The sequence below is a fragment of the Micromonospora sp. NBRC 101691 genome (assembly GCF_030269285.1).
Classification (GTDB): domain Bacteria; phylum Actinomycetota; class Actinomycetes; order Mycobacteriales; family Micromonosporaceae; genus Micromonospora; species Micromonospora echinospora.
Genome location: NZ_BSTB01000008.1, coordinates 90,749 through 115,739, shown reverse-complemented (window position 1 = coordinate 115,739; position 24,991 = coordinate 90,749). Strand labels below are relative to the sequence as shown.

Below are 24,991 nucleotides of genomic sequence, written 5' to 3'. Positions count from 1 at the left end.
ACCGGGGTGACTGTCGGTAGGCTTTCTGCACATGAGCACGCCTCGCCCTGTCCTCGTGGTGGACTTCGGAGCCCAGTACGCCCAGCTCATCGCGCGCCGGGTGCGTGAGGCGCGGGTCTACTCCGAGATCGTGCCGCACTCGATGCCGGTCGCCGAGATGCTGGCGAAGAACCCTGCGGCGATCATCCTGTCCGGTGGCCCGTCGAGCGTCTACGAACCGGGCGCGCCGCAGGTCGACGCCGGGCTGTTCACCGCCGACGTGCCGGTCTTCGGCATCTGCTACGGCTTCCAGGCGATGGCCCGGGCCCTCGGCGGCACCGTCGCGCGCACCGGCAGCCGGGAGTACGGCGGCACGCCGTTGCGTCCCCGGGTGGACGCCGGGGTGCTGCTGCGGCAGTTGCCGGCCGAGCTGCCGGTCTGGATGAGCCACGGCGACTGCGTGACCGAGGCCCCGGAGGGCTTCACGGTGACCGCCGAGTCGGCGGGCGCACCGGTCGCCGCCTTCGAGGACGTGGCCGGCCGCCGGGCCGGTGTGCAGTTCCACCCGGAGGTCGGGCACACCGCGCACGGCCAGGAGATGCTCCAGCGTTTCCTCTACGACATCGCCGGCATCGAGCCGACCTGGACGCCGGCCAACATCATCGACGAGCAGGTCGAGCGGATCCGCGCCCAGGTCGGCGACAAGGAGGTCATCTGCGGCCTCAGCGGCGGGGTCGACTCGGCGGTCGCCGCCGCCCTGGTGCACAAGGCGGTCGGTGACCAGCTCACGTGCGTCTTCGTCGACCACGGTCTGCTGCGCGCCGGTGAGGCGGAGCAGGTCGAGAAGGACTACGTGGCGGCCACCGGCATCAAGCTGAAGGTGGTCGACGCGCAGGAGCGGTTCCTCGGCGCGCTGGCCGGGGTGACCGACCCGGAGCAGAAGCGCAAGATCATCGGCCGGGAGTTCATCCGGGTCTTCGAGGCCGCCGCCCGGGAGATCGCCGCCCACGGGGACGTCGAGTTCCTGGTGCAGGGCACCCTCTACCCGGACGTGGTCGAGTCCGGTGGCGGCACCGGCACCGCCAACATCAAGAGCCACCACAACGTCGGCGGGCTGCCGGAGGATCTGAAGTTCGCCCTGGTGGAGCCGCTGCGCACGCTCTTCAAGGACGAGGTCCGGGCGCTCGGGCTGGAGCTGGGACTGCCCGAGGCGATGGTCTGGCGGCACCCGTTCCCGGGGCCGGGCCTGGCCATCCGGATCATCGGCGCGGTCGACCGGGAGCGGTTGGACCTGCTCCGTCAGGCCGACCTGATCGCCCGCGAGGAGCTGACCGCCGCCGGGCTGGACCGGGACGTGTGGCAGTTCCCGGTGGTCCTCCTCGCCGACGTGCGCAGCGTCGGGGTGCAGGGTGACGGGCGCAGCTACGGTCACCCGGTGGTGCTCCGTCCGGTCTCCAGCGAGGACGCGATGACCGCCGACTGGTCCCGCCTGCCGTACGACGTGATCGCCCGGATCTCCACCCGGATCACGAACGAGGTGGCCGAGGTCAACCGGGTGGTGCTGGACGTGACCAGCAAGCCCCCGGGCACCATCGAGTGGGAGTGACGCTCACCCGGCCGGCGGCGGGCCGGAGGTCGGGTACGCCCTGGTGTCCGTCGGGTGCGGCCAGGCCGGCGCGTCCGGCGGCTCCTCGGGCATGAGGAACCACACGACCGGGTACGCCAGCAGCGCCACGCCGGCGGTGAACAGGGCGGACACCGCGAAGACCACCCGGACCAGGGTGGGGTCGACGTCGAAGTAGCGACCGAGGCCGCTGGCGACCCCCGCGACCATCCGGTCGGTGGTCGGCCTGCGGAGCTGCTTGTACGGGGCCTGCTGGGATGAGGGGCTCGTCCATGTCATGGCTCCACCCTCTCCGGTTGCCGCCCGGTTGCCCTCGGTGAGGGCCCGGATCTATACCCTGATCGATCCCTGAGGGGGAAGCTTTCCGTCAGGAATCTGACTGTTTTTCGATGTCGTACCTGGTCAGGGGGAGAATTCAGCCCCGTGACCACCATGCTGGAGCCGCTCCGCAGGATCGCGGCGTACGCAGTCTGTGCCGATTCAGTCGGCCGGGTGTTGCTGGTCCGCGCATCGGAGCGCGCCGGCACCCCCGGCACGTGGTCCCTGCCCGGTGGGGCGGTCGACCACGGCGAGGACCCGAACCACACGGTCGTCCGGGAGACCGCCGCCGAGACCGGGCTCTCCGTCGCCGTCTCCGGCCTGGCGGACGTCCTCGCCGACATGCGGGCCCTGCCCGACCGGGGCATCACCATCCACACCGACCGCCTCATCTACCGGGTCTCGGTCCGGGGTGGGACGCTCACCGACCGGGTCGACCGGCCGACCGACCTGGCCCGCTGGTTCACCCTGGAGGAGGCGCGCGGGCTGCCGCTGCGCGCGTTCACCGCGCGGGCCCTGGGGCTGCCGTCGGGTGCCGTCGACGTGGTGCCGGACGAGGCTCCCGAGTTCCCCTCCTTCTACGCGGTCCCCGGTCCGGACGGGCTGCACCGGGCGCAGCGCTTCGCCGCGTACGCGGTGGCCACCGACCCGGAGGGACGGGTGCTGCTCACCCGGGTGGCCGACGGCTATCCGGGCGCGGGCTGCTGGCACCTGCCCGGCGGGGGCACCGACTACGGCGAGCAGCCGGGCGCGGCGCTGATCCGGGAACTCGTCGAGGAGACCGGCCAGACCGGTCGCCTGGTCGGGCTGCTCGGGGTGGCGAGCCACCGGGACGCCGCCTCCCTCGGCCCCGAGGGCTATCCGATCGACTGGCACGGCGTCCGTGCCTTCTACCGGGTGGTGGTCGACCGGCCGGCCCCGCCCACCGTGGCCGATGTCGGCGGTTCCACCTGCGAGGCCCGCTGGTTCGCCCGCGACGAGCTGGAGACCCTGCCCGCCGACCGGCTCACCGAGGTGACCGCCGAAGCCGTGCAGGCCGCCGACCTCGCCTGACCCGACCACCCCGCACCCCGGATATGCCGAGCACGACACCGACGTGTCGACGCGGGCACGGCTAACCTCATGATCAGCGGGGCGGGGTGAGCGGGGGAGGGGTCATGGGGGAACTGGTGGCGCGGCGGCGGGTCGGGTCATACGGGCTGTTGACCGGGGCGGACGGGCGCGTTCTGTTGACCCGGGCGTCCGCGCTGGCCGACTTTCCCGGCGTCTGGCAGCTGCCCGGTGGCGGGCTGGAGCACGCCGAGCACCCGGCGGACGCGGTGGTCCGCGAGTTCGCCGAGGAGACGGGGCTCGCGGTCGGGGTCGCCGGGCTCGAAGCGGTGGTGGCCGACGTGGTCCGCCTTCCCGACATCGGGGAGGCTCTGCACACCGATCGGATCATCTACCGCGTCACCGGCGTGTCCGGTGCGCTCCGCCACGAACCGGACGGAACGACCGACCTGGTGGCGTGGATCTCACCGGGGGAGGCGGCCGGCCTGCCGCTGATGCCGTTCACCGCCGAGCTGCTAGGACTGCCGGTCACGCCGTTGCCCGAGGACGTGCCCCCGGCCGCGCCGCGTATCCCGTACGGCCCGCCGGCACTGGACCGGCGGCAGCGTTTCGGGGCGTACGGGCTGGTCACCGACCCGGCGGAACGGGTGTTGCTCACCCTCATCGCGGAGGGGTACCCGGGAGCCGGCCGGTGGCACCTGCCGGGCGGCGGGACCGACCACGGTGAGCAGCCGGTGACCGCGCTGCTGCGGGAGATCGTCGAGGAGTCCGGCCAGCTCGGCCGGGTCACCGCGCTGCTCGACGCCAGCAGCCTGCACAACCCCGCCGCGCTCGGGCCGGAGGGCCGGCCGCTGGACTGGCACGGCGTCCGGGTGCTCTACCGGGTGGTGGTGGAGGCGCCGACCGAGCCCGAGGTGACCGAACTGGCCGGGGGTTCCACCGCGCGGGCCGCCTGGTTCGACCGCCGGGACGCCGCCGAACTGCCATTGACCGACATCGCCGCGCAGGCCCTTCGTCTGGTCGGATAGCCGATTGCTCGCCGAGCCGACATCGACCCGCTCCGGTAGAGTCGGCAGTTGAGATTGGCGGAGAAAAGGGCTCTCAGCCCGCGATCGGGAATAACCGGGCGATTCACGCTGTTTGTAGGAGATAAGTGCCGCCGGTAGCTATCGCCAAGTCCCGTGCCACTGTGCAATGGTGTACTCCGCTTTGACGGCTGCCGGGCCAGAAGCGGCCCGGCACGAGAGAGCCGGACGCCCGCCTGCGAGGCGGTGAGTCGATCCGGTGATGGAGGAAACGTGCCGAGAGCCCCATGGCGCCGGCGTCGTACGTCTGACAGTCCGCGCCCCGCGGGCCGCCGCTGGGCGGGGCCGTTGCGACGCAGCAGTACGTTCGCCCGCCAGGTGCTGCTGGTCCGGGTGGGACGCCGGGACGGCGACCCCCGCCACACGACCGACGTGGCCCTGCCCGAGCGCCGCTACGCCGACCGGCTGCGCCGGCGGTACGCCTCGGACCGGTTGAACCGGGCCGAGATCGAGGCCGTCATGCCGGTCAGCCCGGCGATCGCCCCGACGACACCGGTGGACGACACACCGGCGCGGTCGATCCCGCTGCTCCCCGGTGAGCGCACGGTCGCTCGGCGGGCGAAGTTCGCCCTGGTCAACGCGTGCACACTGGCCAGCCTCATGCTCGGCGTCACCGCGATCTTCCTGGCCATGCAGGGCGAGGTGCGCCTCGCGGCGGTGCTCCTGATCGCCTGCGTCGCCTTCGACGGACTCGACGGTGCGTTGGCCCGCAAGCTCAACGTGGCCAGCCCGTTCGGCGCGCAGATGGACTCGCTCGCCGACATGTGCTCGTTCGGTATCGCCGCTCCGATGGTGGTCTACGCCTCGCTGGCCGGCGCGGTTCCCACCGCGGCTGCCGCCCTCGCCTGCGCCCTGGTCGCGGCCTGCGCCGCGATCCGACTGGCCCGGTTCAACGTCTCACCGAAGGACGGCCGGTTCTTCTGCGGGGTGCCGACCACCATGGCCGCGATGGTGCTGGCGCTCGCCGTCGCCATCGACCTTCCGGTGCCTCCGGTGGTCCAGGTCGCCGGGGTCGCCCTGCTCGCCTTCGCCATGGTCTCCAGCTTCCCGTACGCCAAGCTGGCCCGACTGATCAAGCTGCCGGCGTGGCTGTGGCTGGCCCCGGTGATCGGTGCCCTGGTCGACCCGCGGCTCACCTTCGCCCTGGTCGTGGTCGCCTACCTGGCCAGTGGACCGCTGCTCTGGCTGCACCAGCGCCGGACCGCCTGACCGAGTCGACGAAAAGGGGTGCCGCGACGTCGCGGCACCCCTTTTCCGTGCTCAGCGCCAGCGGGCGATGACCGAGGAACCGCCGACCACCTTGTCGCCCGGCCCCACCAGCGGGTCCGCCGCGTCGGCCGGCAGGTAGACGTCGGTCCGCGAGCCGAACCGGATCAGGCCGAAGCGCTCGCCCCGCGCCAGCAACGAACCGACCGGAGCACGCTGCACGATGCGCCGGGCGATCAGGCCGGTACGCTGCGCGACCACCACCGTGCCGTGCTCGGTGTCCAGCACCGTGTACGCCGCGACGTTGTGCTCGGCCTCCGGCTTCATCGCGTTGGCGAACCCGCCGTCGGCGACGAAGTAGTCGACCACCTTGCCGGGCACCGGGGACCGGTTGACGTGCACGTCGAGCACCGACAGGAAGACCGCGACCCGCAGCCACTCGTCCGCGCCGAACCGCTCGTCGTGCAGCCGCTGGACGGAGAGCACCCGGCCGTCGGCGGCGGCGACCACTGCCGACGGGTCCTCCGGGATGTCCCGCTCGGGGTCACGGAAGAACGCCGCCACCGGGGCGGCGGCGAGCGCCGGCACCAGCCACAGCTTCGACTTCGGCCGGACCACCCTGGTCAACGCGGCCAGCCCGAGGGCGATGCCGGCGGCGGCCACCCCGTTGGAGTCGATGTGCATGTCACGGGTCAGCGGCACGCTCGATGGCCGGTACGCCGGGGCGAGCCGGGCCGCCGTCGCCGCGTTGACCGCCGTGAACCGGAGCCGGTGCACCCGGACCGGCGGCTGGTTGCGCAGCACCAGGTCGACCCCGACGCCGTGCAGGGCACCCTGCCGGTCGAGTTCGGCCGCCGCGCCCGCGGTCCGGCCCGGCCCGGCCGGCGTCGCCACGCTCAGCACACCGCCCTCGGCGAGGTACTTGGTGAGGCCGTCCAGCGTCGCCCGGGCCTCCTCTCCGGTGCCGGCGAGCGCCTCGCCGACGATCATGACGTCGGCGGGCTCGGCCTCGGCCAGGGCATCGACGACCCGGACCCGGTCGGCGACCCAGCTGCCCAGCGTCGCCACGTGGCTGCGCAGCTCGGCGGGGCTGGTCGACCCGGCCGGCACCACGGTGAGGCGGTCCCCGGGCAGCAGCGCCTCGATCGCCACGGCGAGGACCGGGGCGTCCGGGGTCACTCCGACCAGCAGGGCGGCCTTGCGGTCGTCGCACCGGGCGAGTTCGGCGGCGAGGGTACGCGCGGCGCGCTCGCCGATGCGTACCTCACCGAATCGGCCAAGGCTGCGCACGGCGGGGGACTGAGTCATGTCGGACGGGCTCCTAGCAGCATCGGGACGGAAATCGCAGCGGAGGGGCCGGGACGGCGCGGACGGGGCGTGCCGGCGGCGGAAGCGAAGTCTCCACCAGCCAGCATAGGCGGCACGGAGCAACGGTCCCACCGGTGCGGCAGCCTCCGGCCCTCCCGGCCCGGTCAACCGTCGCCGTCTCCCCGGCGGGCACCGTCACCGACCTCTCCCCGGCCGTCCGGCGGCCGGTCCGGGTCGACGGGCAGGGGGACGCCCGGGACCGGCGGGACCGCCCGGATCGGCGGTGTCTCCGGGATCGGCGGTATCTCCGCCAACGGCGGGCTGACCGAGATCGGCGGGACGGTCGGGATCGGCGGGACGGTCGGGATCGGCGGGATGTCCGAGGTCGGCGGGACGTGGGCCGTCGGTGGGGTGCGCGAAGCCGGTGAGACACCCGAGGCGGGCGGCGGCGGGTTGCCGGGGGAACCGGCGGTGGGACCGGCGTCCGCCGACGAGCGGGCCGCGCGCAGTGCGCCCAGCAGACCCAGCACGCCGACCACGACGAGCGCGCCGGCCAGGAACCAGCCGATCGGCACCACCAGGCCGAGCAGTTGCGCCAGCAGCCACCAGGCCGCGGCGGCCAGGAAGAGCAGCCCGAAGGTCAGGGAGAGCAGGTCGGTGCGGTGCGCTCTCACCGGGTCACCTCCAACGCGCCGGCGTTGACCTGGATGAACAACCGCAGCGTGCCGCCGCCCGCGCCGTCGGCACCCAGGTCGGTGGACTCCCGCACCTGGCGGTCGAGACCGCTGGAGCCGACACCGAAGATGATCGCGTCACCGGCGTGCACCTCGGCGTGGGTGATCACGTCGACGTTCGGGGGCACCAGCACGGTCGCGTCCCCGAAGGAGATGACCACTGTGGTGCGGGTGTCCCGCTGCGCGAAGTCCACCGCGCGCAGGTCCAGCACCGCGTCGCCGAAGGTGTTCTCGTACCGGGGGGCGAGATCCTCGTAGCTCGCCGGGGTCCAGGTCACGTTTCCGTTCAACCTGCGCCACTCCTCGAACGACTCGACCGCGGTGACGAAGCCGAGCGCCGCGGAGGTGACCAGCCCCAGCGCGATCAACCAGCGGGCCCGGCCGAACCAGGCGCCCACCAGCAGCCCGAGTCCGATGGTGGCCAGCGCCGCCGCGAAGTACGCCGACGCGCTGACCCGGACCACCCCGACCAGGTCGAGGACGGCGACCACCCCGCAGGCGAGGAAGACCAGCGAGAACGTCGCCGGGCCGAGCGGTGAGCGCTCCCGGGGACGCTTCGGTGCCGGCCGGGGCGGCGGGGGCGGTACGGGCGGTGGAGGGCTGGAGCGGGCGTACGGGCCGTGCGGGGCGAAGGGCGGGCGGTAGCCGGGCGGGGTGGACGCCAGGGCGACCGGTGGCAGTGGCCCGGCCGGGGGCAGCGGCGCCGGTGGGGCTGCGGCGGCCAACGGTTCCGGGGCCGGCCAGCGGGGGGCCTCGGGGAACACCGGTCCGGGGGCCGACGACCACGGCGTGGTGGGGGCCGGCGCGGACACCGGTACCTCCGGCCGGGTCGCGGTGGGCGGTACCGGACCCGGGGCGGGGTGGGCCACCGGGGGCACCGGCCCCGGCAGTGGCGTCGTCGGCGGCCCGACGGGCGGCGGGGTGCGGCCGGAACGGTCGCGGGCCGGGTGGTCCCGGTTCAGCAGCAGCGCCCCGCCGATCAGGATCGCCGCACCGAGCAGCACGGCCCGGAAGGCGTCCGTCACGATGTAGCCGAAACTCACCGCGACCAGGATGCTCAGCACGATCACCGTGATCGGCGACATGCTCGACCGGCCCCGGCCCAGCATCGACTCCACCGGGGACGCGCTGTCCCCCTCACCGGGGATGATCAGCCAGGCCGAGACGTAGATCAGGATGCCGACGCCACCGAAGAAACCGAGCACGGCGAGGAGCACCCGCCACAGCACCGGGTCGGTGTTGGTGGCCCGCCCGACCGCCGCGCAGACCCCGGCCAGGTAACGCCCCTCCCGGGGACGGACCAGGCCGTACCGTGAGGTGAAGCCGACCCCGCCGGGAACGGCTTCCGGTCCCGTGGGCGGTGGCCCGGCGGGCGACGTCGCGGTCGCGCCTCCGGCCGGCGGCGACGCCGGTACGCCCGGCTGGGTCGCCTCCGGGCGGGGCGACCGGGCGGATTCCTCGGTCATACCGGTAGATCCTGCTAGGTGTCGGGACGGGTCGTCGTCGGGACCCACCCTGAGCGCACCCTGAGATCCGGGAACCCGGAAACTCGGGGGCGTCCCCGTGGCCCGGCGACCGTGGCGCGTGTGACGATCGGTGACGGCGCCGCAGCGAACCGACCGGCGTCGGACCGTCGCGACCAGGGAGCCCGCGATCAGTACCGTGACCCAGCCACCCCGTCTCTACCGGGCCCGCGAGCACCGGATGGCCGTGGGCGTGGCCGCCGGCATCGCCGACCACATCGGCGTCTCGGTCGTACGGGTGCGGATCGCCTTCATGGTCCTGCTCGGCCTGAGCGGACTCGGCCTGCTCCTCTACGCCGCGTTCTGGGCGGTGGTCCCGGTCCGGCCGGGGGACACCGCCACGCCGCCCCGACGGGACATCGCGCAGCTGCTGCCGTTCGTGGTGATCGGTCTGGCCGTGCTGCTGGTGCAGATGCAGCTCTTCGACTCGGTTGGTGTCGCCGGGACCGCCGGCTGGCTGGTCGCCATCATCGCGGTCGGCGCGGGGGTGATCTGGCACCAGTCCCCGGAACGCCGTGGCCAGGCCAACGGGTCCCTGCCGCTGCCCTGGCTGAGCGCGGTGGTGGAGGAGACCGACCGGCGGGCCTTCGTGCTCCGTTTCATCGGCGGCGGGGTGCTCGTCGCGGTCGGCATCATCGGCGTCGCGGCGGTCTACTCGCCGGTGCAGAACGTTGACGCCGTCATCAACGGGGTGATCTTCGCGCTGGTCGGGCTGGCCGGGGTCGGGGTGGTGGCCGCGCCCCTGCTCTGGCGGACGTTCAACCAGCTCCGCTCGGAGCGGGAGGGGCGGATCCGGGAACAGGAACGCGCCGAGCTGGCCGCCATGATCCACGACCAGGTCCTGCACACCCTCGCCCTGATCCAGCGCAACGCCGCCGACGTCAAGACGGTGCAGCGACTCGCCCGGGGGCAGGAACGGACGCTGCGCAGCTGGCTCTACAAGCCGACCGCCTCACCCACCGAGCGCTTCGCCGCCGCGCTCGAACAGGCGGCGGCCGAGGTGGAGGACACCTTCGGGATCACCGTGGAGGCGGTGGTGGTGGGCGACCAGGAGACCGACGAGCGGGTGGGCGCGCTGGTCGCCGCCGCCCGCGAGGCGATGGTGAACGCGGCCAAGCACGCCCGCGTGCAGACCGTCTCGCTCTACGCCGAGGTGGAGCCGGACCAGGTAAGCGTCTTCGTCCGGGACCGGGGTGTCGGGTTCGACCAGGAGACGGTGGATGATCACCGACACGGGGTACGGGGTTCCATCATCGGGCGGATGAAACGGCACGGCGGGCGGGCGGAGATCCGTTCCGGGCCGGGGGAGGGGACCGAGGTCCGGTTGATCCTGCCGGTCTCCGGGAACGGGAACGGCGCAACGGCGGAAAGGGACAGGTGACCATGTCCGAGCAGGTCGAGCAGGCAGACGTTCACGACGGGCGGCTGCGGGTCTTCCTCGTCGACGACCACGCGATGTTCCGTGCCGGCGTCCGGGCCGAGTTGGGGGCGCACGTCGAGGTGGTGGGGGAGGCGAGCAGCGTCGCCGAGGCGGTCGCCCGGATCGCGGCGGCCCGTCCCGACGTGGTGCTGCTGGACGTGCACATGCCCGACGGCGGCGGCCGGGCCGTGCTGGAGGCGGTGCGACGTTCCCACCCGCAGGTGCGGTTCCTCGCGTTGAGCGTGTCGGACGCCGCCGAGGACGTGATCGGACTGATCCGGGCCGGTGCCCGGGGGTACGTGACCAAGACGATCTCTCCGGACGAGTTGGCCGCGGCGATCCGCCGGGTGGCCGACGGCGACGCGGTGTTCTCACCCCGGCTGGCCGGGTTCGTGCTGGACGCCTTCGCGGCCCGGCCGGACACCCCGGTCGCCGACCCGGAGCTGGACCAGCTGACCAACCGGGAACGTGAGGTGCTGCGGCTGCTGGCCCGGGGGTACGCGTACAAGGAGATCGCCAAGGAGCTGTACATCTCCATCAAGACGGTGGAGACGCACGTGTCGAACGTGCTGCGCAAGCTCCAGATGTCCAACCGGTACGAGCTGTCCCGCTGGGCGGCCGACCGCCGGCTGGTGTGACCGGGTGGACCGCCCGGTGCGGTGCCGGCGGGCCGAACGCCGATAATCGGATGCCGAACGGTGCGGCGTGCCGGACAATTCGCGGTGCCCGGCGGTACGTCACGTCACCTCGGTACCCTCGTCCGACCAGGGGCGGAGGGTGCCCGCACAGTCGATTCCGCCATCATCTGGACGGGTGAAAACAGCGAGCTTCCGTGCCGCTGCGGAGCGTGACGATGCTCACGTGGTGAGACTCTCCGTCGCCGGTGTTGTCTGTGGTGACGCCCGCTGAGCAGCGCTGGGGAACCGGTCACGGGGCGACGATCGGTGCGGATCAGGGCTCGGCGTGGGCCGATGTCGGCACCGTCCCGGCCGGGTATCGGCTTGATAACACCGCTTTCCGCTGTGGCGCATCGGGTGTCACAGTGGCAACCACCTCACAACCCCCTCGTGAGCCGAGCGCCCTGAGGAGGCACTCCCATGCGCGGGAAATTCCTGAAGGTGGCGGTCGCGGCGACCGCCACCGCCATGTTGGCCACCGCATGCAGCGGTGGCGGCGACGAAGACTCGTCGGAGTCGGGCCAGAGCGGTGGTGAGCTCCGCGTCTACGCGTCGGAGCCCGCGTTCCTGCTGCCGTCCGCCGCAGACGACGAGCCGTCGCTGTACGTGATCCGTCAGCTCTACCGTGGTCTGGTCAAGTACAACGCCGAGACCGGTGCCCCGGAGAACGACCTGGCCGAGTCGGTCGAGTCCCAGGACCAGAAGACCTGGACGATCAAGATCAAGGACGGCTACACCTTCGACAACGGTGAGAAGGTCAACGCCGACTCCTTCATCCGGTCGTGGAACTTCGCGGCGTACGGGCCGAACGCCCAGAACAACGCGTACTTCATGAAGCGGATCGCCGGTATCAAGGAGGTCTCGTCGACCGACCCGGACGGCGAAGGCCCGCAGAAGGCCCCGGAGCCCAAGGCCAAGGAGCTCTCCGGTCTGAAGAAGGTCGACGACCTGACCTTCACCGTCGAGCTGAGCGAGCCCTTCTCCGGCTTCCCGACCACGATCGGCTACCCGGGCTTCTTCCCGATGGCCGAGGCGTGCATCGCGGACAAGGACAAGTGCAACGAGACGCCGATCGGTAACGGCCCTTACAAGATCGAGGGCAGCTGGCAGCACAACGTCGGCATCACCGTCGTCCGCAGCGACAGCTGGAAGGGCGACCCGGGCAAGCCGGACAAGATCAACTACCGGATCTTCGCCGACGTCGACGCCGGCTACGCCGCCTTCCAGGCCGGTGAGCTGGACGTGATGTACACCCTGCCGCCGGCGCGGTACAAGGAGGCCAAGGCCACCTACGGCGACCGGATGTACGAGCAGCCGAGCGACAGCTTCACGTACGTCGGCATGCCGACCTACAACCCGAACTTCAAGGACAAGCGGATCCGTCAGGCCATCTCGATGGTCATCGACCGCCAGTCGATCATCGACGCCGTCTTCAACGGCCGGTTCACCCCGGCGACCGGCTACGTCGCGCCGTCCTTCGACGGTGCCCGTGAGAACGTCTGCCAGTACTGCAAGAAGGACGTCGAGAAGGCCAAGCAGCTCCTCGCCGAGGCGGGCGGCTGGAAGGGTGGCAAGCTCACCCTGTGGGCCAACGCCGGTGCCGGCCACGACGCCTGGCTGCAGGCCGTCGGTGACCAGATCAAGGCCGCCCTCGGCATCGACTACGAGCTGAAGGTCAACCTGCAGTTCGCCGAGTACCTCGAGACCGCGGACAACAAGAAGTTCACCGGTCCGTTCCGCCTCGGCTGGAGCGCCGACTACCCGTTCCTGGAGAGCTACCTCGCTCCGCTGTACAGCACCGGCGCGGACAGCAACAACTCCGCGTACGCGAACCCCGAGTTCGACGCCCTGCTCGCGCAGGGTGACGCCGCCAACTCCATCCAGGAGGCGATCCCCTTCTACCAGAAGGCGGAGGACCTGATCCTGGAGGACCTCCCGGTCATCCCGATGTGGTGGGGCAAGGTCGGTGCGGTCTACGGCGAGAACGTCGACAAGTTCGTCTGGAACGCCGTCGCCGACGCTGACTACGGCCAGATGACGATGAAGCAGAACTGAGTCTCGCTTCCCTGATCTAGCCGTAGGACACGACGTGGCGGCAACGATCTCCCTACGAGGGAGGACGTTGCCGCCACGTCAGCGCCGAGAGGAGAAACAGACATGGGGCGCTACGTCATCCGACGGTTGCTCCAGTTCATACCCACCGTGCTGGGCACCATGTTCCTGCTGCACTACCTCACCTCGCTGGCGGTCCAGTTCAGCGGGAACCCGGTCCGGGCGCTCTTCGGCGACCGGACGCCGCCGGAGTCGGTCCTGAACGCTCTGACCGAGCGACTGGGCTACGACGACCCCTGTCTGGACCGGAGGGGCGACCCCTGCCTCTGGCGCGCAGCCGAGAGCGGCTCCGGTTGGCTCGGCACCGGTTACGAGCCAGGGCTCTTCTTCGACCGGTTGGAGGGGATCTTCCTCCACTTCGACTTCGGGGTGAACCTCCGCCAGTACGAGGTGACCGACCTGGTTGCGGACGCCATGCCGTACACCGTGAAGATCGTCGTCATCGCCATCCTCTTCGAGGCCGTCGTCGGCATCATCGCCGGTGTGCTGGCCGGGCTGCGTAGCGGCAGCTTCACCGACTACCTGGTGAAGATCTCCACGGTCTTCATGATCTCGGTCCCGATCTTCGTGCTGGGTGTCCTGATCCGGGAGTTCATCGGGGTCAAGTTCGGCAACGTGCTGCGGGACCAGAACTGGGTGCCCGACGTGCTCGCCAACGGTGTCTTCAGCCCCGGGTTCAAGCCCGACTACCCGTGGGCCAGCCTGGTCATCCCGGGTCTGGTGCTGGGGGCCACCGCGCTGGCCACCACCGCCCGGCTGACCCGGACCAGCATCATGGAGAACATCCGGGCCGACTTCGTCCGTACCGCCAAGGCCAAGGGCCTGAAGAACAAGCGGGTCATCGGCGTGCACACGCTGCGCAACTCGCTCATCCCCGTGATCACCCTGATCGGTGTCGACATCGGCGGCCTGCTGGGTGGGGCGGTGATCACCGAAACGATCTTCAACGTGCCGGGTATCGGTCGCCTGGCCGCCTTCGCCGCCCGGACCGGCGAGTCGTCGGTGGTGGTCGGTGTGGTCACCATGCTCGCCCTGGTCTTCATGATCGCCAACCTGCTGGTCGACATCCTCTACGCGGTGCTGGACCCGAGGATCCGCTATGAGTGACCGGCGACGGACACGCGGCGGACCGTCGGGGTACTGCCAGTCGGCAGGTCGAAGCGAAACGAGGTGTGGAGATGAGTGACCTGAGCAGCGCCGGCACCGCGATGAGCGGTGACTCCTCGGCCGCCGCCGCGGTGGCCGGTGCGCCGAGCCCGGACGAGGGCGGCAAGGCGCGTAGCGCGAGTCTCTGGGCGGACGCCCGGCGGCAGTTGGTCCGTGACCCGATCTTCATGGTCGCCGCGCTCTACATCCTCGTCGTCGGTTCCATGGCGCTCTTCCCGAAGCTGTGGACCAGCCAGGACCCCCGGGACTGCGACACCGGCCGGTCCCGGATCTCCCCGAGCGGCGACCACCCGTTCGGCTTCGACATCCTCGGCTGCGACTACTACTCGCACGCCATCTACGGGGCCCGCCCGTCGATGACGATCGCACTGCTCGCCACCCTGGGAATCGTGCTCGTCGGTGGTCTCTTCGGCCTGCTCGCCGGCTACTACGGCGGCTGGGTCGACTCGGTCATCTCCCGGGTGATGGACATCTTCTTCTCGCTGCCCTTCCTGCTCGGCGCGATCGTGTTCCTCACCGTCATCAAGCGGCAGAACGTGATCACCCTGAGTATCGTCCTGGTGGCGCTCGGCTGGCCCACCATCGCCCGGATCATCCGGGGCAGCGTGATCTCCTCGAAGGACCTGGACTACGTACACGCGGCGAAGGCGGTCGGCGCCACCAACGGCCGGCTGATGTTCCGGCACATCCTGCCGAACGCCATCGCGCCGATGATGGTCTACGCCACGATCATCCTCGGATCGTTCGTCGCCGCCGAGGCCACCCTCACGTTCCTCGGTGTCGGCCTCCAGCCGCCCGCGCAGTCCTGGGGCATCATGATCAGCGCCCACCAGGTCTACTTCCTGGAGGACCCGTGGCTTCTGCTCTTCCCCTGTGGGCTGCTGGTCGGCACGGTGCTGTCCTTCATCCTCATGGGTGACGCCCTGCGTGACGCCCTCGACCCGAAGTTCCGGTGAGCAGCATGAGTTCTGACGTCAACGTCAAGATGGACGCTCTGCCCGGCCTCGACCCGAACGCGCTGCCGTTGCAGGTCAAGAACCTCCAGGTCGAGTTCCGCACCCGTAACGGCATCGCGAAGGCGGTCAACGGGGTCAGCTTCGACGTGGCACCCGGCGAGACCCGGGCGATCCTCGGCGAGTCCGGCTGCGGCAAGAGCGTGACCGCCCAGGCGATCATGGGCATCCTGGACAGCCCGCCCGGCTTCGTCACCGGCGGCGAGATCCTCTACCGGGGCGTGGACCTGCTCAAGCTCCCCGAGGAGCAGCGCCGCCGGGTCCGGGCCAACAAGATCGCGATGATCTTCCAGGATGCGCTCTCCGCGCTGAACCCGGTCTTCACCGTCGGGTTCCAGCTCGGCGAGCTGTACCGCAAGCACCGGGGCATGTCCCGCAAGGACGCCAAGGCGCGTGCGGTCGAACTGCTCGACCTGGTCAAGATCCCGGCGGCGAAGCAGCGGGTGAACGACTTCCCGCACCAGTTCTCCGGCGGTATGCGGCAGCGCGTCATGATCGCCATGGCGTTGGCCCTCGACCCCGAGGTGCTGATCGCCGACGAGCCGACCACGGCGCTCGACGTGACCGTGCAGGCCCAGATCATGGCGCTGCTGGCCGAGCTCCAGCAGGAGCGGAACATGGCCCTGGTGCTCATCACGCACGACATGGGCGTGGTGGCCGACGTGGCGGACCGGATCTCGGTCATGTACGCCGGCCGGGTCATCGAGGAGGCCGGGGTCAACGAGATCTACGCCAGCCCGGCGCACCCGTACACCAAGGGGCTGCTGGAGTCGATCCCCCGACTCGACCTCAAGGGTCAGGAGCTCAGCGCGATCAAGGGGCTCCCGCCGGTGCTGACGAACATCCCGCCGGGCTGCGCGTTCAACCCCCGGTGCCGGTACGTGCAGGACGTCTGCCGGAAGGACCCGTCGCCGCCGCTGTACACGGTGTCGCCGGACCGGACGGCGGCCTGCCACTTCTGGAAGGAGGTCAAGGGCGATGAGTGACCTCGTGCTCGAGACCCGTGACCTGGTGAAGCACTTCCCGCTGACCAAGGGCATCGTCTTCAAGCGGCAGATCGGCGCGGTCCGCGCGGTCGACGGCATCAACATCGAGCTGCGTCGGGGCGAGACCCTCGGCATCGTGGGCGAGTCCGGCTGCGGCAAGTCGACGCTGGCCCGGCTCCTGGTCGGGCTGGAGACGCCCACCTCGGGCGACCTCTTCGTCCAGGGCCGGAACATGTCCAAGGTCAGCGCGACGGAGCGGCGGCGCGGCCGGCGCAACATCCAGCTCGTCATGCAGGACCCGTACACCTCGCTGAACCCCCGGATGACCGTCGGGGACATCATCGGCGAGCCGTTCGAGGTGCACCCGGACGTGGTGCCCAAGGGGCAGCGGCGGAAGCGGGTCCAGGAGCTGATCGACCTGGTCGGTCTGAACCCCGACCACATCAACCGGTACCCGCACCAGTTCTCCGGCGGCCAGCGGCAGCGCATCGGCATCGCCCGGGCACTGGCGCTGAACCCGGAGATCATCCTCTGCGACGAGCCGGTCTCGGCCCTGGACGTGTCGATCCAGGCCCAGGTGGTCAACCTGCTGGAGAAGCTCCAGAACGAGCTGGGGCTGTCGTACATCTTCATCGCGCACGACCTGTCGGTGGTCCGCCACATCGCCGACCGGGTCGCGGTGATGTACCTCGGCAAGATCGTCGAGATCGGCACCGAGGACGAGATCTACGAGAACCCGACCCACCCGTACACCCAGGCGCTGCTCTCGGCGGTGCCGGTCCCCGACCCGAAGCTCCGTGGGCTGCGGGACCAGATCGTCCTGACCGGCGACGTGCCGTCGCCGGCCAACCCCCCGTCGGGCTGCCGGTTCCGCACCCGGTGCTGGAAGGCGCAGGACATCTGCGCCGAGCAGGTGCCGACCCTGGAGGCACGCGAACACTCCGCTCACCCGAGCGCCTGCCACTTCGCGGAACCCCGCGACGTGGTGCACGCGGTCGAGTAGCACGCAGACGCCGCTGATCCGGCCACCCGTACCGGGCCAGCGGTGAAAGGAAGTGCCTCCTCAGTATCCGGGGCGTCGGTCGTCAGACCGGCGCCCCGGATCTGTGCCGACCGCGTCCACCAGCGGCGTGGCGGACCCGCGCCGAAGTCGACAGGTGTCCGGCGGCAGGATCCGCACCCCGGCGGCGTACGCCGCCCGGACGGTCAGAGCGGTCCGCGGCCGGCGCGGAGCAGCAGGAGGGCGAGTTGGACGCCGTCGGCCCCCAGCGCCGTCCGGAACCGCTCCAGGATCGCCTGCTCCCGGGAGAGCACCAGCCGGGTTCCGCCGGAGGCGATCCGGGTCCTGCCGACCTGCTGTGACAGGCCGGCCCGCTCCTGCCAGAGCTCGATCAACCGTTGGTCGATCTCGTCGATCCGCTCCCGGATGGCGACGATCCGGGCCGCCGCGTCCGGCTCCTGCGTGCCGGTCTGTGCCTCGACCGGGGCATCCTGGCCGCCCGGACGCGCCGTGCCGGCCGACTCGCCGTTCTGCTCCACCACGTCTGTCATCATCGGGTACCTCTCGCACAGTGGTGCCCGGTGCCCGGATCCCGGGACGACAATGCCCCGGACTCCAGGAGCCCGGGGCATTCGTAGGTCTGATCGATCAGGCGCGACCTGCGGCTGCCGGACTCCCGGAGCCGTAGTAAAAGCAGAAGCACTGACCGAACACGCCGTCGAGTATGCCCACCCGGCGACCCGGCGCGCAAGCGTTCCGCAATTCGGCCGTATCACCAACAGGTGCGGGTCGTTCGCGCCCGGGTGGTAGCAGGGGGCCCCTGCTACCGCTTTTTGCGTAGCAGGGGACCCCTGCAACCACGCGGGCGGCACCGGCGCGGGGCGCAGCGGGACGCACCGCGGGCGGAAGTGTCGGTCCGGCGGCATAGACTCGCCCTGCGATGCATGCTCTCTTCGAAATCCCGCCGTCCCAGTCCGCGCCGGCCTCCCCGTCCGCCGTGCCCTCCCGCGCGGGCTCCGGACCGGCCCGGTCCGATCCGGAGAGCCTGCTCGCCGGGTTGAACGGCCCGCAGCGGGAGGCGGTCACCCACGCCGGGTCACCGCTGTTGATCGTGGCCGGCGCCGGCTCGGGCAAGACCCGGGTGCTGACCAACCGGATCGCCTACCTGCTCGCCGCGCGGGACGTGCACCCCGGCGAGATCATCGCGATCACCTTCACCAACAAGGCCGCCGGCGAGATGAAGGAGCGGGTGACCGCCCTGGTCGGCCCGCGTGCCCGGCTGATGTGGGTGTCGACGTTCCACTCCGCCTGCGTGCGGATCCTGCGGGCCGAGCACGAGCACGCCGGGCTGAAGTCGACCTTCTCCATCTACGACGCCGACGACTCCCGCCGGCTGATGCAGCTGGTCGCCCGCGAGCTGGACCTCGACCCGAAGCGTTACCCGGCCCGGGGGCTGGCCGCCCAGGTCTCCAACCTCAAGAACGAGCTGGTCGACCCGGAGGCGTTCGCCGACCGGGCCAAGGGGCCCAACGAGCGGGCGCTCGCCGAGGCGTACACGCTCTACCAGCGGCGGCTGCGGGAGGCGCACGCGCTGGACTTCGACGACCTGATCATGACGACGGTGCATCTGCTCCAGTCGCACCCGCACGTCGCGGAGAGCTACCGCCGCCGGTTCCGGCACGTGCTGGTCGACGAGTACCAGGACACCAACCACGCCCAGTACGTGCTGATCAAGGAGCTGGTCTCCGGCACCGAGGGGATCGAGCCGGCCGAGCTCTGCGTGGTCGGTGACGCCGACCAGTCGATCTACGCGTTCCGGGGCGCGACGATCCGCAACATCCTGGAGTTCGAGCGGGACTTCACCGACGCCCGGACGATCCTGCTGGAGCAGAACTACCGCTCCACCCAGACCATCCTCAGCGCGGCCAACGCGGTCATCGACCGGAACACCTCCCGCAAGCCGAAGCGGCTCTGGAGCGACGCCGGGGCCGGCGAGCAGATCGTCGGGTACGTCGCCGACACCGAGCACGCCGAGGCGGACTGGGTGGCCCGCGAGATCGACCGGCTGGTCGACGCGGGGGAGACGCGCCCCGGTGACGTGGCGGTCTTCTACCGCACCAACGCCCAGTCGCGGGTCTTCGAGGAGGTCTTCATCCGGGTCGGCCTGCCGTACAAGGTCGTCGGCGGGGTGCGCTTCTACGAGCGCAAGGAGGTCCGGGACGCACTGGCCTACCTGCGTGCGGTGGTGAACGCCGACGACACGGTCAGCGTCCGCCGGATCCTGAACACCCCGCGCCGGGGCATCGGCGACCGGGCCGAGGCGTGCCTGGAGGCGCTGGCCGGCCGGGACCGGATCTCCTTCGGGGCCGCGCTGCGGAAGGCGAAGGACGCCCCGGGGATCTCCACCCGCGCGGCGAACGCGATCACCGAGTTCGTCGCCCTGCTCGACGGGGTGCGCGAACTGGCCGACACCGGCACCCCGGAGGAGGTGCTGGAGGCGCTGCTGACCCGCTCGGGCTACCTGGCCGAGCTGGAGGAGAGCCTGGACCCGCAGGACGCCGGCCGGGTGGACAACCTCCAGGAGCTGGTCAGCGTCGCCCGGGAGTACACCGAGCGGATCGAGGCGCTCGGCGCCGAGGGGGAGCGGGCCACCGTGGCCGGCTTCCTGGAGCAGGTCGCGCTGGTCGCCGACGCCGACCAGATCCCCAGCGACGACCCCGACCACCAGGGCGTGGTCACCCTGATGACCCTGCACACCGCCAAGGGCCTGGAGTTCCCGGTGGTCTTCCTCACCGGCCTGGAGGACGGCGTCTTCCCGCACCTGCGGTCGCTCGGCGACACCCGTGAGCTTGAGGAGGAACGGCGGCTCGCGTACGTCGGCATCACCCGGGCCCGGCAGCGTCTCTACCTCTCCCGGGCGGTCACCCGCACGGCCTGGGGGCAGCCGGCCTACAACCCGCCGTCGCGTTTCGTGGAGGAGCTGCCGACCGAACTGGTCCGCTGGGAGCGGACCGAGGGCTCGTACACCTCCTGGGCCGGTGGGGGCGGCGGTGTCGGCGGCCGGGCCGGTGGCGGCGACCGGTTCGGCGCCGGCCGGGGCGGTGGTTTCACCGGCGGTACGCCGCGCGCGGCGCAGCTCGCCAAGCGGCTCGGCGTGGACGGCAGTCGCCTCGCCACCGCCAGCGAGCTGCCCCAGGCCCCGAAGGTGGCGGTCGGTGACCGGATCAACCACCAGCGCTACGGGCTGGGCCGGGTGACCGCGGTCGAGGGGCACGGGCCGGGCGCGCGGGCGCAGATCGACTTCGGCGACCAGAAACTGTGGCTGGTGCTCCGGCACGCCCCGATCGAGAAGCTCTGACCGGCGCGGGTCGCCGGCCACGGGGGTGACCGGGTCCCCACACCGCGTCCCCTGGCGGGCCTGAGCCGTCCGGGCACCGGCTCTGCCGGCGGGGCCCGGCCCCGGCTCCGCACGCTGTCGTGCCGAGCCGGGGCCGGGCGGCCCGGGTCAGCAGCCCAGGTCGACGCCGCGCGCCCGCATGAACGGGGCCGGGTCGATCTGGTTCCACATGCCGCCCTGGTGGACCTCGAAGTGCAGGTGCGGACCGGTGGAGTCGCCGGTGGAGCCCTCCCGGCCGATGGTGGTGCCGGCGCTGACCTTCGTCCCGACGGAGACCGCCGTCGAGTTCAGGTGGGCGTAGTGGGTCAGGTAGCCGTTGCCGTGGTCGACGAAGACCGAGATGCCGTACCCGTCACCGGCGTCGCCGGCCTTGGTCACCGTGCCGGCGGCGACGGCCCGGACCGGCGTGCCGGCCGGGAGGGCCAGGTCGATGCCGGCGTGCAGGGTGCCCCAGCGCGGCCCGTAGCAGGACGTGACCGCCGCGCCGGGCATCGGGTTGACCCAGGCGGCCTTGGGCTTGGCCGCGCTGGTGGTGGCCTTCCTGGTCGGCTTGGGGGCGCTGGTGGCCTTCCTGGTGGGCTTCGCGGTCGAGGTGGGGCTGGCCGAGGTCGGGGCGGGCGTCGGGGTGGTCGCGGTCGCCGAGGGGGTGACCGGCGGACGGTCGGCGCGGTCGGCTCGCGCGGCGGCCTCGGCGCGGTCCTGCGCGTCGAGCGCGACCGGGGCGGGGGCGGGGGAGTCGTCGGAGCCGGTGGCGATCACGGTGGCGCCGGTGAGGCCGAGACCGACCAGGGCCGCCGCACCCGCCACGAGGTAACGGGTCCGGATCCGGTGCCGCCAGGGGCGTCCGGCACCGGGTTCCGTGGCCTCGTCACGGGTGTTCTGGTTCTGGCTGAAGCTGTTCTCCTGCACGGTGACCTTCACAGTCGAGAGGGCTACGGGACCCGGAAATCCTCGGTTGGCCCGTCGACGGTGGTGGTCCGGGGTTCGGCCGCGACCCGGGGAGCGAACAGCGTCCGTGCCCGACTATGTCCCGATACCGCGCCGTACGTACTGAAAAATGATCATGCTGTGGGGTGGGCCCGGTCACACCTCGTCGAGTGACGCAGCACACTTTCGATGTCCCGCGGGCACAGAAAACCGCCCGGATCGTGTGATCCGGGCGGTGATCGGTCGTTGCCGTGCGTCAGGACGCGGTCACGTCGCTGTAGATTGCCTCGACTTGTAGCTTGATGTCCACTCCGCGCTCCTGGAGCCACGGCACCGGGTCGAGTGGCTCGCCCTTGACGTGGACCTCGACATGCAGGTGGGAGCCGTAGGAGTGGCCGGTGTTGCCGACCAGGCCGAGCTGGTCGCCTGCCTTGACCTGCTGCCCCTCCTTGACGCTGAGCTGGGCGGAGTGACCGTAGATCGCCTCGCTGCCGTCGGCGTGCCGGACGATCACCGTGTAGCCGTATCCGCCGTACCAGCCGGCCTTGGTGACCGTGCCGTCGTGGATGGAGACGTACGGGGTGCCCTCCGGGGCGACCAGGTCGACGCCGGTGTGCAGCTCGCCCCCGCGCATGCCGTACGGGGTGGTGAACTCGTAGCCCTGGAGGGGCAGCAGCCAGACCTCGGGCTCGGCGGCGTCGTCGGCGGCCAGGCGGGTGGTGTCGCGGCTGGCGCGGTCGTCGGCGTTGGCCCGGTCGGCGAAGTCCTGGCTGGTGACCGATGCCTGCCGCAGCTCGTCGAGGACCGAGGGGCTGACGCCCTTGGCGTCGGGCATCGCGCTGGCGCCGAGGGCGACGACGCCCGCGCCGACGAAGGCGGTGGTGACGACGGCGGCGTAGCGGCTGCGGGGCGGGGTGGGTACGCGGCGGCGGCCGCGATATCTATCGGGCTCATCCAACAGCTGCTGGCGCACGCACACCCTCCGTTGTCGGGTTTCCGATGCGACCTGGTCGGGTTCGTGACGCTGAGATGAACTCCGGCTGGCCGCGTCGTCACCCGTCCGTGGACCTGATGACAACCGTGGACACGGTAGCCAACCCCCGGACGCCCCACAAGCCGGAGCGCCAACTTAAAGTTTTCTTTTGTCCAGTTGAGTGACGTCTTAGGGGGATTCGTTACCTTTGCTATTCGCCCTCGTTACCGCCTTTTCGTTGCTCTCCGTCATCACTACGCTGCGCATGTCCGACTGGCGTGAGGCATGCCACCCATCGATGGATCGTCGGCCGGATTTCCCGGCCGCGGTCCGTCGGTTACCGTTCGTTCAGGTGATCTGCCGCCGAGTCTGTGGAACCGCTGAGCCTGTGAGAGGTGTGCGCTGATGAGCTCTCGTATTCGGGTCGTCGTCGCCAAGCCGGGGCTGGACGGGCACGACCGGGGCGCCAAGGTGGTCGCACGGGCCCTGCGCGATGCCGGCATGGAGGTCATCTACACCGGACTGCACCAGACGCCGGAGCAGATCGTGGAGACGGCGATCCAGGAGGACGCCGACGCGGTCGGGCTCTCCGTCCTCTCCGGCGCGCACATGACGCTCTTCCGCCGGGTGCTGGAACTGCTCGGCGAGCGGGACGCCCGGGACGTCGTCGTCTTCGGCGGGGGGATCATCCCCGAGGCCGACATCCCCGAGCTGGAGAAGCTCGGTGTGGCCAAGATCTTCACTCCGGGAGCCACCACCCAGGCGATCGTCGAGTGGGTCCGGGGCAACGTCGCCCAGCCGGTCGGCTGACCCGGGCGAACCGGCGGCCCGCAGCGAACCGGCGGCTTGCGGTGAAGGTCGGACCGTGCCGTAACCCGGTGGGGAGCACGCCGGGCGGTGAACGGCCCGGGGCGAACGATCGGCAGACGGGGGGAGGGACCGGACGCACCCCTCACACGTCCGGCCCCTCTATGCACGATGCCCCGCCGCCACCCCTCGACCGACAGGGCATCGGCCGTCTCCCGTCATCGCGCTGACCAGCGCTCCGACACTTCTCTCAACGACCCCGCACACCGGCGGTTACGCCCCCTCGCGGCAACTTTTCCCCGACTCCCGCCCCCGGCGGCGGAGCCCGGCGTTCGGCACGTCGCTGTGCGTTTCCGCACACCACGCACCCGCTCGGTTGCCGGCGGTGGCCTTCTCGTTAGGCTGCCGCAAACGGCCTGTCTTCTGTGACGGCAGGCGTCAAGCTTTTTCCAACGCTGGTGGCGGCGCGACGGCGCGCCGCGGAGACGGGACGGGACGCGCAATCGTGGACCTGTACGAGTACCAGGGGCGGGACCTGTTCGAGCGGCACGGACTGCCCGTGCTCGCCGGCGGCGTCGCGACGACCCCGGAGGAGGCACGCGCGATCGCCGAGCGGCTTGGCGGCCGGGTGGTCGTCAAGGCCCAGGTGAAGGTCGGTGGCCGAGGCAAGGCCGGCGGCGTCAAGCTGGCCGAGGGCACGGACGAGACGGTGGCCCGGGCCACCGACATCCTCGGCATGGACATCAAGGGCCACACGGTCCACAAGGTCATGATCACGGTGACCGCGGACATCGCCGAGGAGTACTACTTCTCGTACCTGCTCGACCGCGCGAACCGCACCTTCCTGTGCATCGCCAGCGTGGCCGGCGGCATGGACATCGAGCAGGTCGCCGCCGAGACCCCGGACAAGGTCGTCAAGACCCCGATCGACGCCAACACCGGCGTGGACGAGGCCAAGGCGCGGGAGATCGTCGACGCCGCCGGGTTCCCGGCCGACGTCGCCGACCAGGTCGTCGCGATCGCGGTCCAGCTGTGGCAGGCGTTCGTCGCCGAGGACGCCACCCTGGTCGAGGTGAACCCGCTCGCCCGTACGGCCGACGGCAACGTGCTGCTGCTCGACGCCAAGGTGACCCTGGACGAGAACGCCGCGTTCCGGCACCCGGACCACGAGGCCCTGGTCGACCAGGCGACGGTGGACCCGCTGGAGCAGCGCGCCAAGGAGAAGGACCTCAACTACGTCAAGCTCGACGGCGAGGTCGGCATCATCGGCAACGGCGCGGGTCTGGTCATGTCGACCCTCGACGTGGTCGCCTACGCCGGTGAGCGGCACGGCGACGTCAAGCCGGCGAACTTCCTTGACATCGGCGGTGGCGCGAGCGCCGCGGTGATGGCGAACGGACTGGAGATCGTCCTGTCCGACCCGTCGGTGAAGAGCGTCTTCGTGAACGTCTTCGGCGGCATCACCGCCTGCGACGAGGTCGCCAACGGCATCATCCAGGCGCTCGCCCTGCTGGAGCAGCGTGGCGAGAAGGTCACCAAGCCGCTCGTGGTCCGCCTCGACGGCAACAACGCGGAGGCCGGTCGGGCGATCCTCGACGGCGCGAAGAACCCGCTCGTCGAGCGGGTCGACACCATGGACGGCGCGGCCGAGCGGGCCGCCGAGCTGGCGGCTGCGGGGGTCTGAC

20 protein-coding genes and 1 pseudogene are annotated in these 24,991 nt (G+C 71.2%); 14 read left to right on the top strand and 7 right to left on the bottom strand.

The features are described 5' to 3' along the window. Positions 1–31: 31 nt before the first annotated feature. The gene (guaA, locus tag QSK20_RS14870) at positions 32–1,585 is read left to right on the top strand and encodes a glutamine-hydrolyzing GMP synthase (protein WP_285789205.1); all 1,554 of its coding nucleotides are present in this window, start codon (positions 32–34) and stop codon (positions 1,583–1,585) included. A 3-nt stretch (positions 1,586–1,588) separates the two neighbouring features. Here the strand turns inward: guaA and QSK20_RS14865 are convergent, their stop codons facing one another. Beyond that, positions 1,589–1,882 carry a PspC domain-containing protein gene (locus tag QSK20_RS14865; RefSeq protein WP_285789204.1) on the bottom strand — a complete coding sequence of 98 codons (294 nt, stop codon included), beginning with the start codon at positions 1,880–1,882 and terminating at the stop codon, positions 1,589–1,591. Positions 1,883–2,026: 144 nt separating this feature from the next. Here QSK20_RS14865 and QSK20_RS14860 point away from each other — a divergent pair, with 144 nt between their 5' ends. From QSK20_RS14860 to pssA, 3 genes are all read left to right on the top strand, one after another. Further along, positions 2,027–2,974, top strand: a complete 948-nt coding sequence (locus QSK20_RS14860) for an NUDIX hydrolase (RefSeq protein WP_285789203.1) — start codon at positions 2,027–2,029, stop codon at positions 2,972–2,974. Between the two features lie 113 nt (positions 2,975–3,087). Further along, entirely contained in the window at positions 3,088–3,999 is a 912-nt protein-coding gene (locus tag QSK20_RS14855; RefSeq protein WP_285789325.1) for an NUDIX hydrolase, read from the top strand. Positions 4,000–4,344: 345 nt separating this feature from the next. Further along, positions 4,345–5,265, top strand: coding sequence for a CDP-diacylglycerol--serine O-phosphatidyltransferase (gene pssA, locus QSK20_RS14850; RefSeq protein ID WP_285789202.1), 921 nt, complete (start codon positions 4,345–4,347; stop codon positions 5,263–5,265). A gap of 51 nt (positions 5,266–5,316) precedes the next feature. On the opposite strand, the gene QSK20_RS14845 is transcribed toward pssA, so the two are convergent. From QSK20_RS14845 to QSK20_RS14835, 3 genes and pseudogenes are all read right to left on the bottom strand, one after another. Continuing rightward, positions 5,317–6,570: a phosphatidylserine decarboxylase gene (locus tag QSK20_RS14845; protein WP_285789201.1), complete on the bottom strand. Its 1,254-nt coding sequence runs from the start codon at positions 6,568–6,570 to the stop codon at positions 5,317–5,319. Positions 6,571–7,048: 478 nt separating this feature from the next. Continuing rightward, positions 7,049–7,244: pseudogene (locus QSK20_RS32125) on the bottom strand (hypothetical protein); the annotation flags it as partial. Next, positions 7,241–8,770, bottom strand: coding sequence for a PspC domain-containing protein (locus QSK20_RS14835; protein WP_285789199.1), 1,530 nt, complete (start codon positions 8,768–8,770; stop codon positions 7,241–7,243). The pseudogene QSK20_RS32125 and the gene QSK20_RS14835, both read right to left, overlap by 4 nt. A 196-nt stretch (positions 8,771–8,966) precedes the next feature. On the opposite strand from QSK20_RS14835, the gene QSK20_RS14830 reads away from it, so the two are divergent. The 7 genes from QSK20_RS14830 to QSK20_RS14800 all read left to right on the top strand — a co-directional run bounded on the left by QSK20_RS14830 (position 8,967) and on the right by QSK20_RS14800 (position 17,205). After that, positions 8,967–10,208 (top strand): ATP-binding protein, encoded by a 1,242-nt coding sequence (locus QSK20_RS14830; protein WP_285789198.1) that lies wholly within the window; start codon positions 8,967–8,969, stop codon positions 10,206–10,208. A gap of 2 nt (positions 10,209–10,210) precedes the next feature. After that, positions 10,211–10,885 (top strand): response regulator, encoded by a 675-nt coding sequence (locus QSK20_RS14825; RefSeq protein ID WP_285789197.1) that lies wholly within the window; start codon positions 10,211–10,213, stop codon positions 10,883–10,885. Positions 10,886–11,344: 459 nt separating this feature from the next. Beyond that, the gene (locus tag QSK20_RS14820; RefSeq protein WP_285789196.1) at positions 11,345–12,979 is read left to right on the top strand and encodes a peptide ABC transporter substrate-binding protein; all 1,635 of its coding nucleotides are present in this window, start codon (positions 11,345–11,347) and stop codon (positions 12,977–12,979) included. Between the two features lie 102 nt (positions 12,980–13,081). Beyond that, complete coding sequence (locus tag QSK20_RS14815; protein WP_285789195.1) at positions 13,082–14,143, top strand: ABC transporter permease; 1,062 nt, start codon at positions 13,082–13,084, stop codon at positions 14,141–14,143. Positions 14,144–14,214: 71 nt separating this feature from the next. After that, a complete protein-coding gene (locus QSK20_RS14810; protein ID WP_285789194.1) occupies positions 14,215–15,159 on the top strand; it encodes an ABC transporter permease in 945 nt (314 codons plus the stop codon). 5 nt (positions 15,160–15,164) lie between these two features. Then, positions 15,165–16,202: an ABC transporter ATP-binding protein gene (locus tag QSK20_RS14805; protein WP_285789193.1), complete on the top strand. Its 1,038-nt coding sequence runs from the start codon at positions 15,165–15,167 to the stop codon at positions 16,200–16,202. After that, the gene (locus tag QSK20_RS14800) at positions 16,195–17,205 is read left to right on the top strand and encodes an ABC transporter ATP-binding protein (protein ID WP_285789192.1); all 1,011 of its coding nucleotides are present in this window, start codon (positions 16,195–16,197) and stop codon (positions 17,203–17,205) included. Before QSK20_RS14805 ends, QSK20_RS14800 begins: the two co-directional genes overlap by 8 nt. Positions 17,206–17,408: 203 nt before the next feature. Here QSK20_RS14800 and QSK20_RS14795 read toward each other — a convergent pair whose 3' ends face one another. Beyond that, on the bottom strand, positions 17,409–17,756 hold the full coding sequence (locus QSK20_RS14795; RefSeq protein ID WP_285789191.1) for a chorismate mutase: 348 nt from the start codon (positions 17,754–17,756) through the stop codon (positions 17,409–17,411). A gap of 386 nt (positions 17,757–18,142) precedes the next feature. Here QSK20_RS14795 and pcrA point away from each other — a divergent pair, with 386 nt between their 5' ends. After that, positions 18,143–20,560, top strand: coding sequence for a DNA helicase PcrA (gene pcrA, locus QSK20_RS14790; RefSeq protein ID WP_285789190.1), 2,418 nt, complete (start codon positions 18,143–18,145; stop codon positions 20,558–20,560). A 147-nt stretch (positions 20,561–20,707) separates the two neighbouring features. On the opposite strand, the gene QSK20_RS14785 is transcribed toward pcrA, so the two are convergent. Then, positions 20,708–21,424, bottom strand: a complete 717-nt coding sequence (locus QSK20_RS14785; RefSeq protein WP_502888904.1) for a M23 family metallopeptidase — start codon at positions 21,422–21,424, stop codon at positions 20,708–20,710. A 358-nt stretch (positions 21,425–21,782) separates the two neighbouring features. Next, positions 21,783–22,499, bottom strand: a complete 717-nt coding sequence (locus QSK20_RS14780; RefSeq protein ID WP_285789188.1) for a M23 family metallopeptidase — start codon at positions 22,497–22,499, stop codon at positions 21,783–21,785. A gap of 405 nt (positions 22,500–22,904) precedes the next feature. Between QSK20_RS14780 and icmB the strand changes: the two genes are divergently transcribed. Both icmB and sucC read left to right on the top strand, forming a co-directional pair. Next, on the top strand, positions 22,905–23,309 hold the full coding sequence (gene icmB, locus QSK20_RS14775) for a coenzyme B12-dependent isobutyryl CoA mutase small subunit (protein ID WP_145836917.1): 405 nt from the start codon (positions 22,905–22,907) through the stop codon (positions 23,307–23,309). Between the two features lie 502 nt (positions 23,310–23,811). Then, positions 23,812–24,990 carry an ADP-forming succinate--CoA ligase subunit beta gene (gene sucC, locus QSK20_RS14770; protein WP_285789187.1) on the top strand — a complete coding sequence of 393 codons (1,179 nt, stop codon included), beginning with the start codon at positions 23,812–23,814 and terminating at the stop codon, positions 24,988–24,990. Position 24,991: the final 1 nt, after the last annotated feature.

Coding starts and splice junctions, on each gene's coding strand:
- guaA (WP_285789205.1), top strand. CDS start 32: ATGAGCACGCCTCGCCCTGTCCTCGTGGTGGACTTCGGAGCCCAGTAC.
- QSK20_RS14865 (WP_285789204.1), bottom strand. CDS start 1,882: ATGACATGGACGAGCCCCTCATCCCAGCAGGCCCCGTACAAGCAGCTC.
- QSK20_RS14845 (WP_285789201.1), bottom strand. CDS start 6,570: ATGACTCAGTCCCCCGCCGTGCGCAGCCTTGGCCGATTCGGTGAGGTA.
- QSK20_RS14835 (WP_285789199.1), bottom strand. CDS start 8,770: ATGACCGAGGAATCCGCCCGGTCGCCCCGCCCGGAGGCGACCCAGCCG.
- QSK20_RS14825 (WP_285789197.1), top strand. CDS start 10,211: ATGTCCGAGCAGGTCGAGCAGGCAGACGTTCACGACGGGCGGCTGCGG.
- QSK20_RS14820 (WP_285789196.1), top strand. CDS start 11,345: ATGCGCGGGAAATTCCTGAAGGTGGCGGTCGCGGCGACCGCCACCGCC.
- QSK20_RS14815 (WP_285789195.1), top strand. CDS start 13,082: ATGGGGCGCTACGTCATCCGACGGTTGCTCCAGTTCATACCCACCGTG.
- QSK20_RS14810 (WP_285789194.1), top strand. CDS start 14,215: ATGAGTGACCTGAGCAGCGCCGGCACCGCGATGAGCGGTGACTCCTCG.
- QSK20_RS14805 (WP_285789193.1), top strand. CDS start 15,165: ATGAGTTCTGACGTCAACGTCAAGATGGACGCTCTGCCCGGCCTCGAC.
- QSK20_RS14800 (WP_285789192.1), top strand. CDS start 16,195: ATGAGTGACCTCGTGCTCGAGACCCGTGACCTGGTGAAGCACTTCCCG.
- QSK20_RS14795 (WP_285789191.1), bottom strand. CDS start 17,756: ATGATGACAGACGTGGTGGAGCAGAACGGCGAGTCGGCCGGCACGGCG.
- pcrA (WP_285789190.1), top strand. CDS start 18,143: ATGCATGCTCTCTTCGAAATCCCGCCGTCCCAGTCCGCGCCGGCCTCC.
- icmB (WP_145836917.1), top strand. CDS start 22,905: ATGAGCTCTCGTATTCGGGTCGTCGTCGCCAAGCCGGGGCTGGACGGG.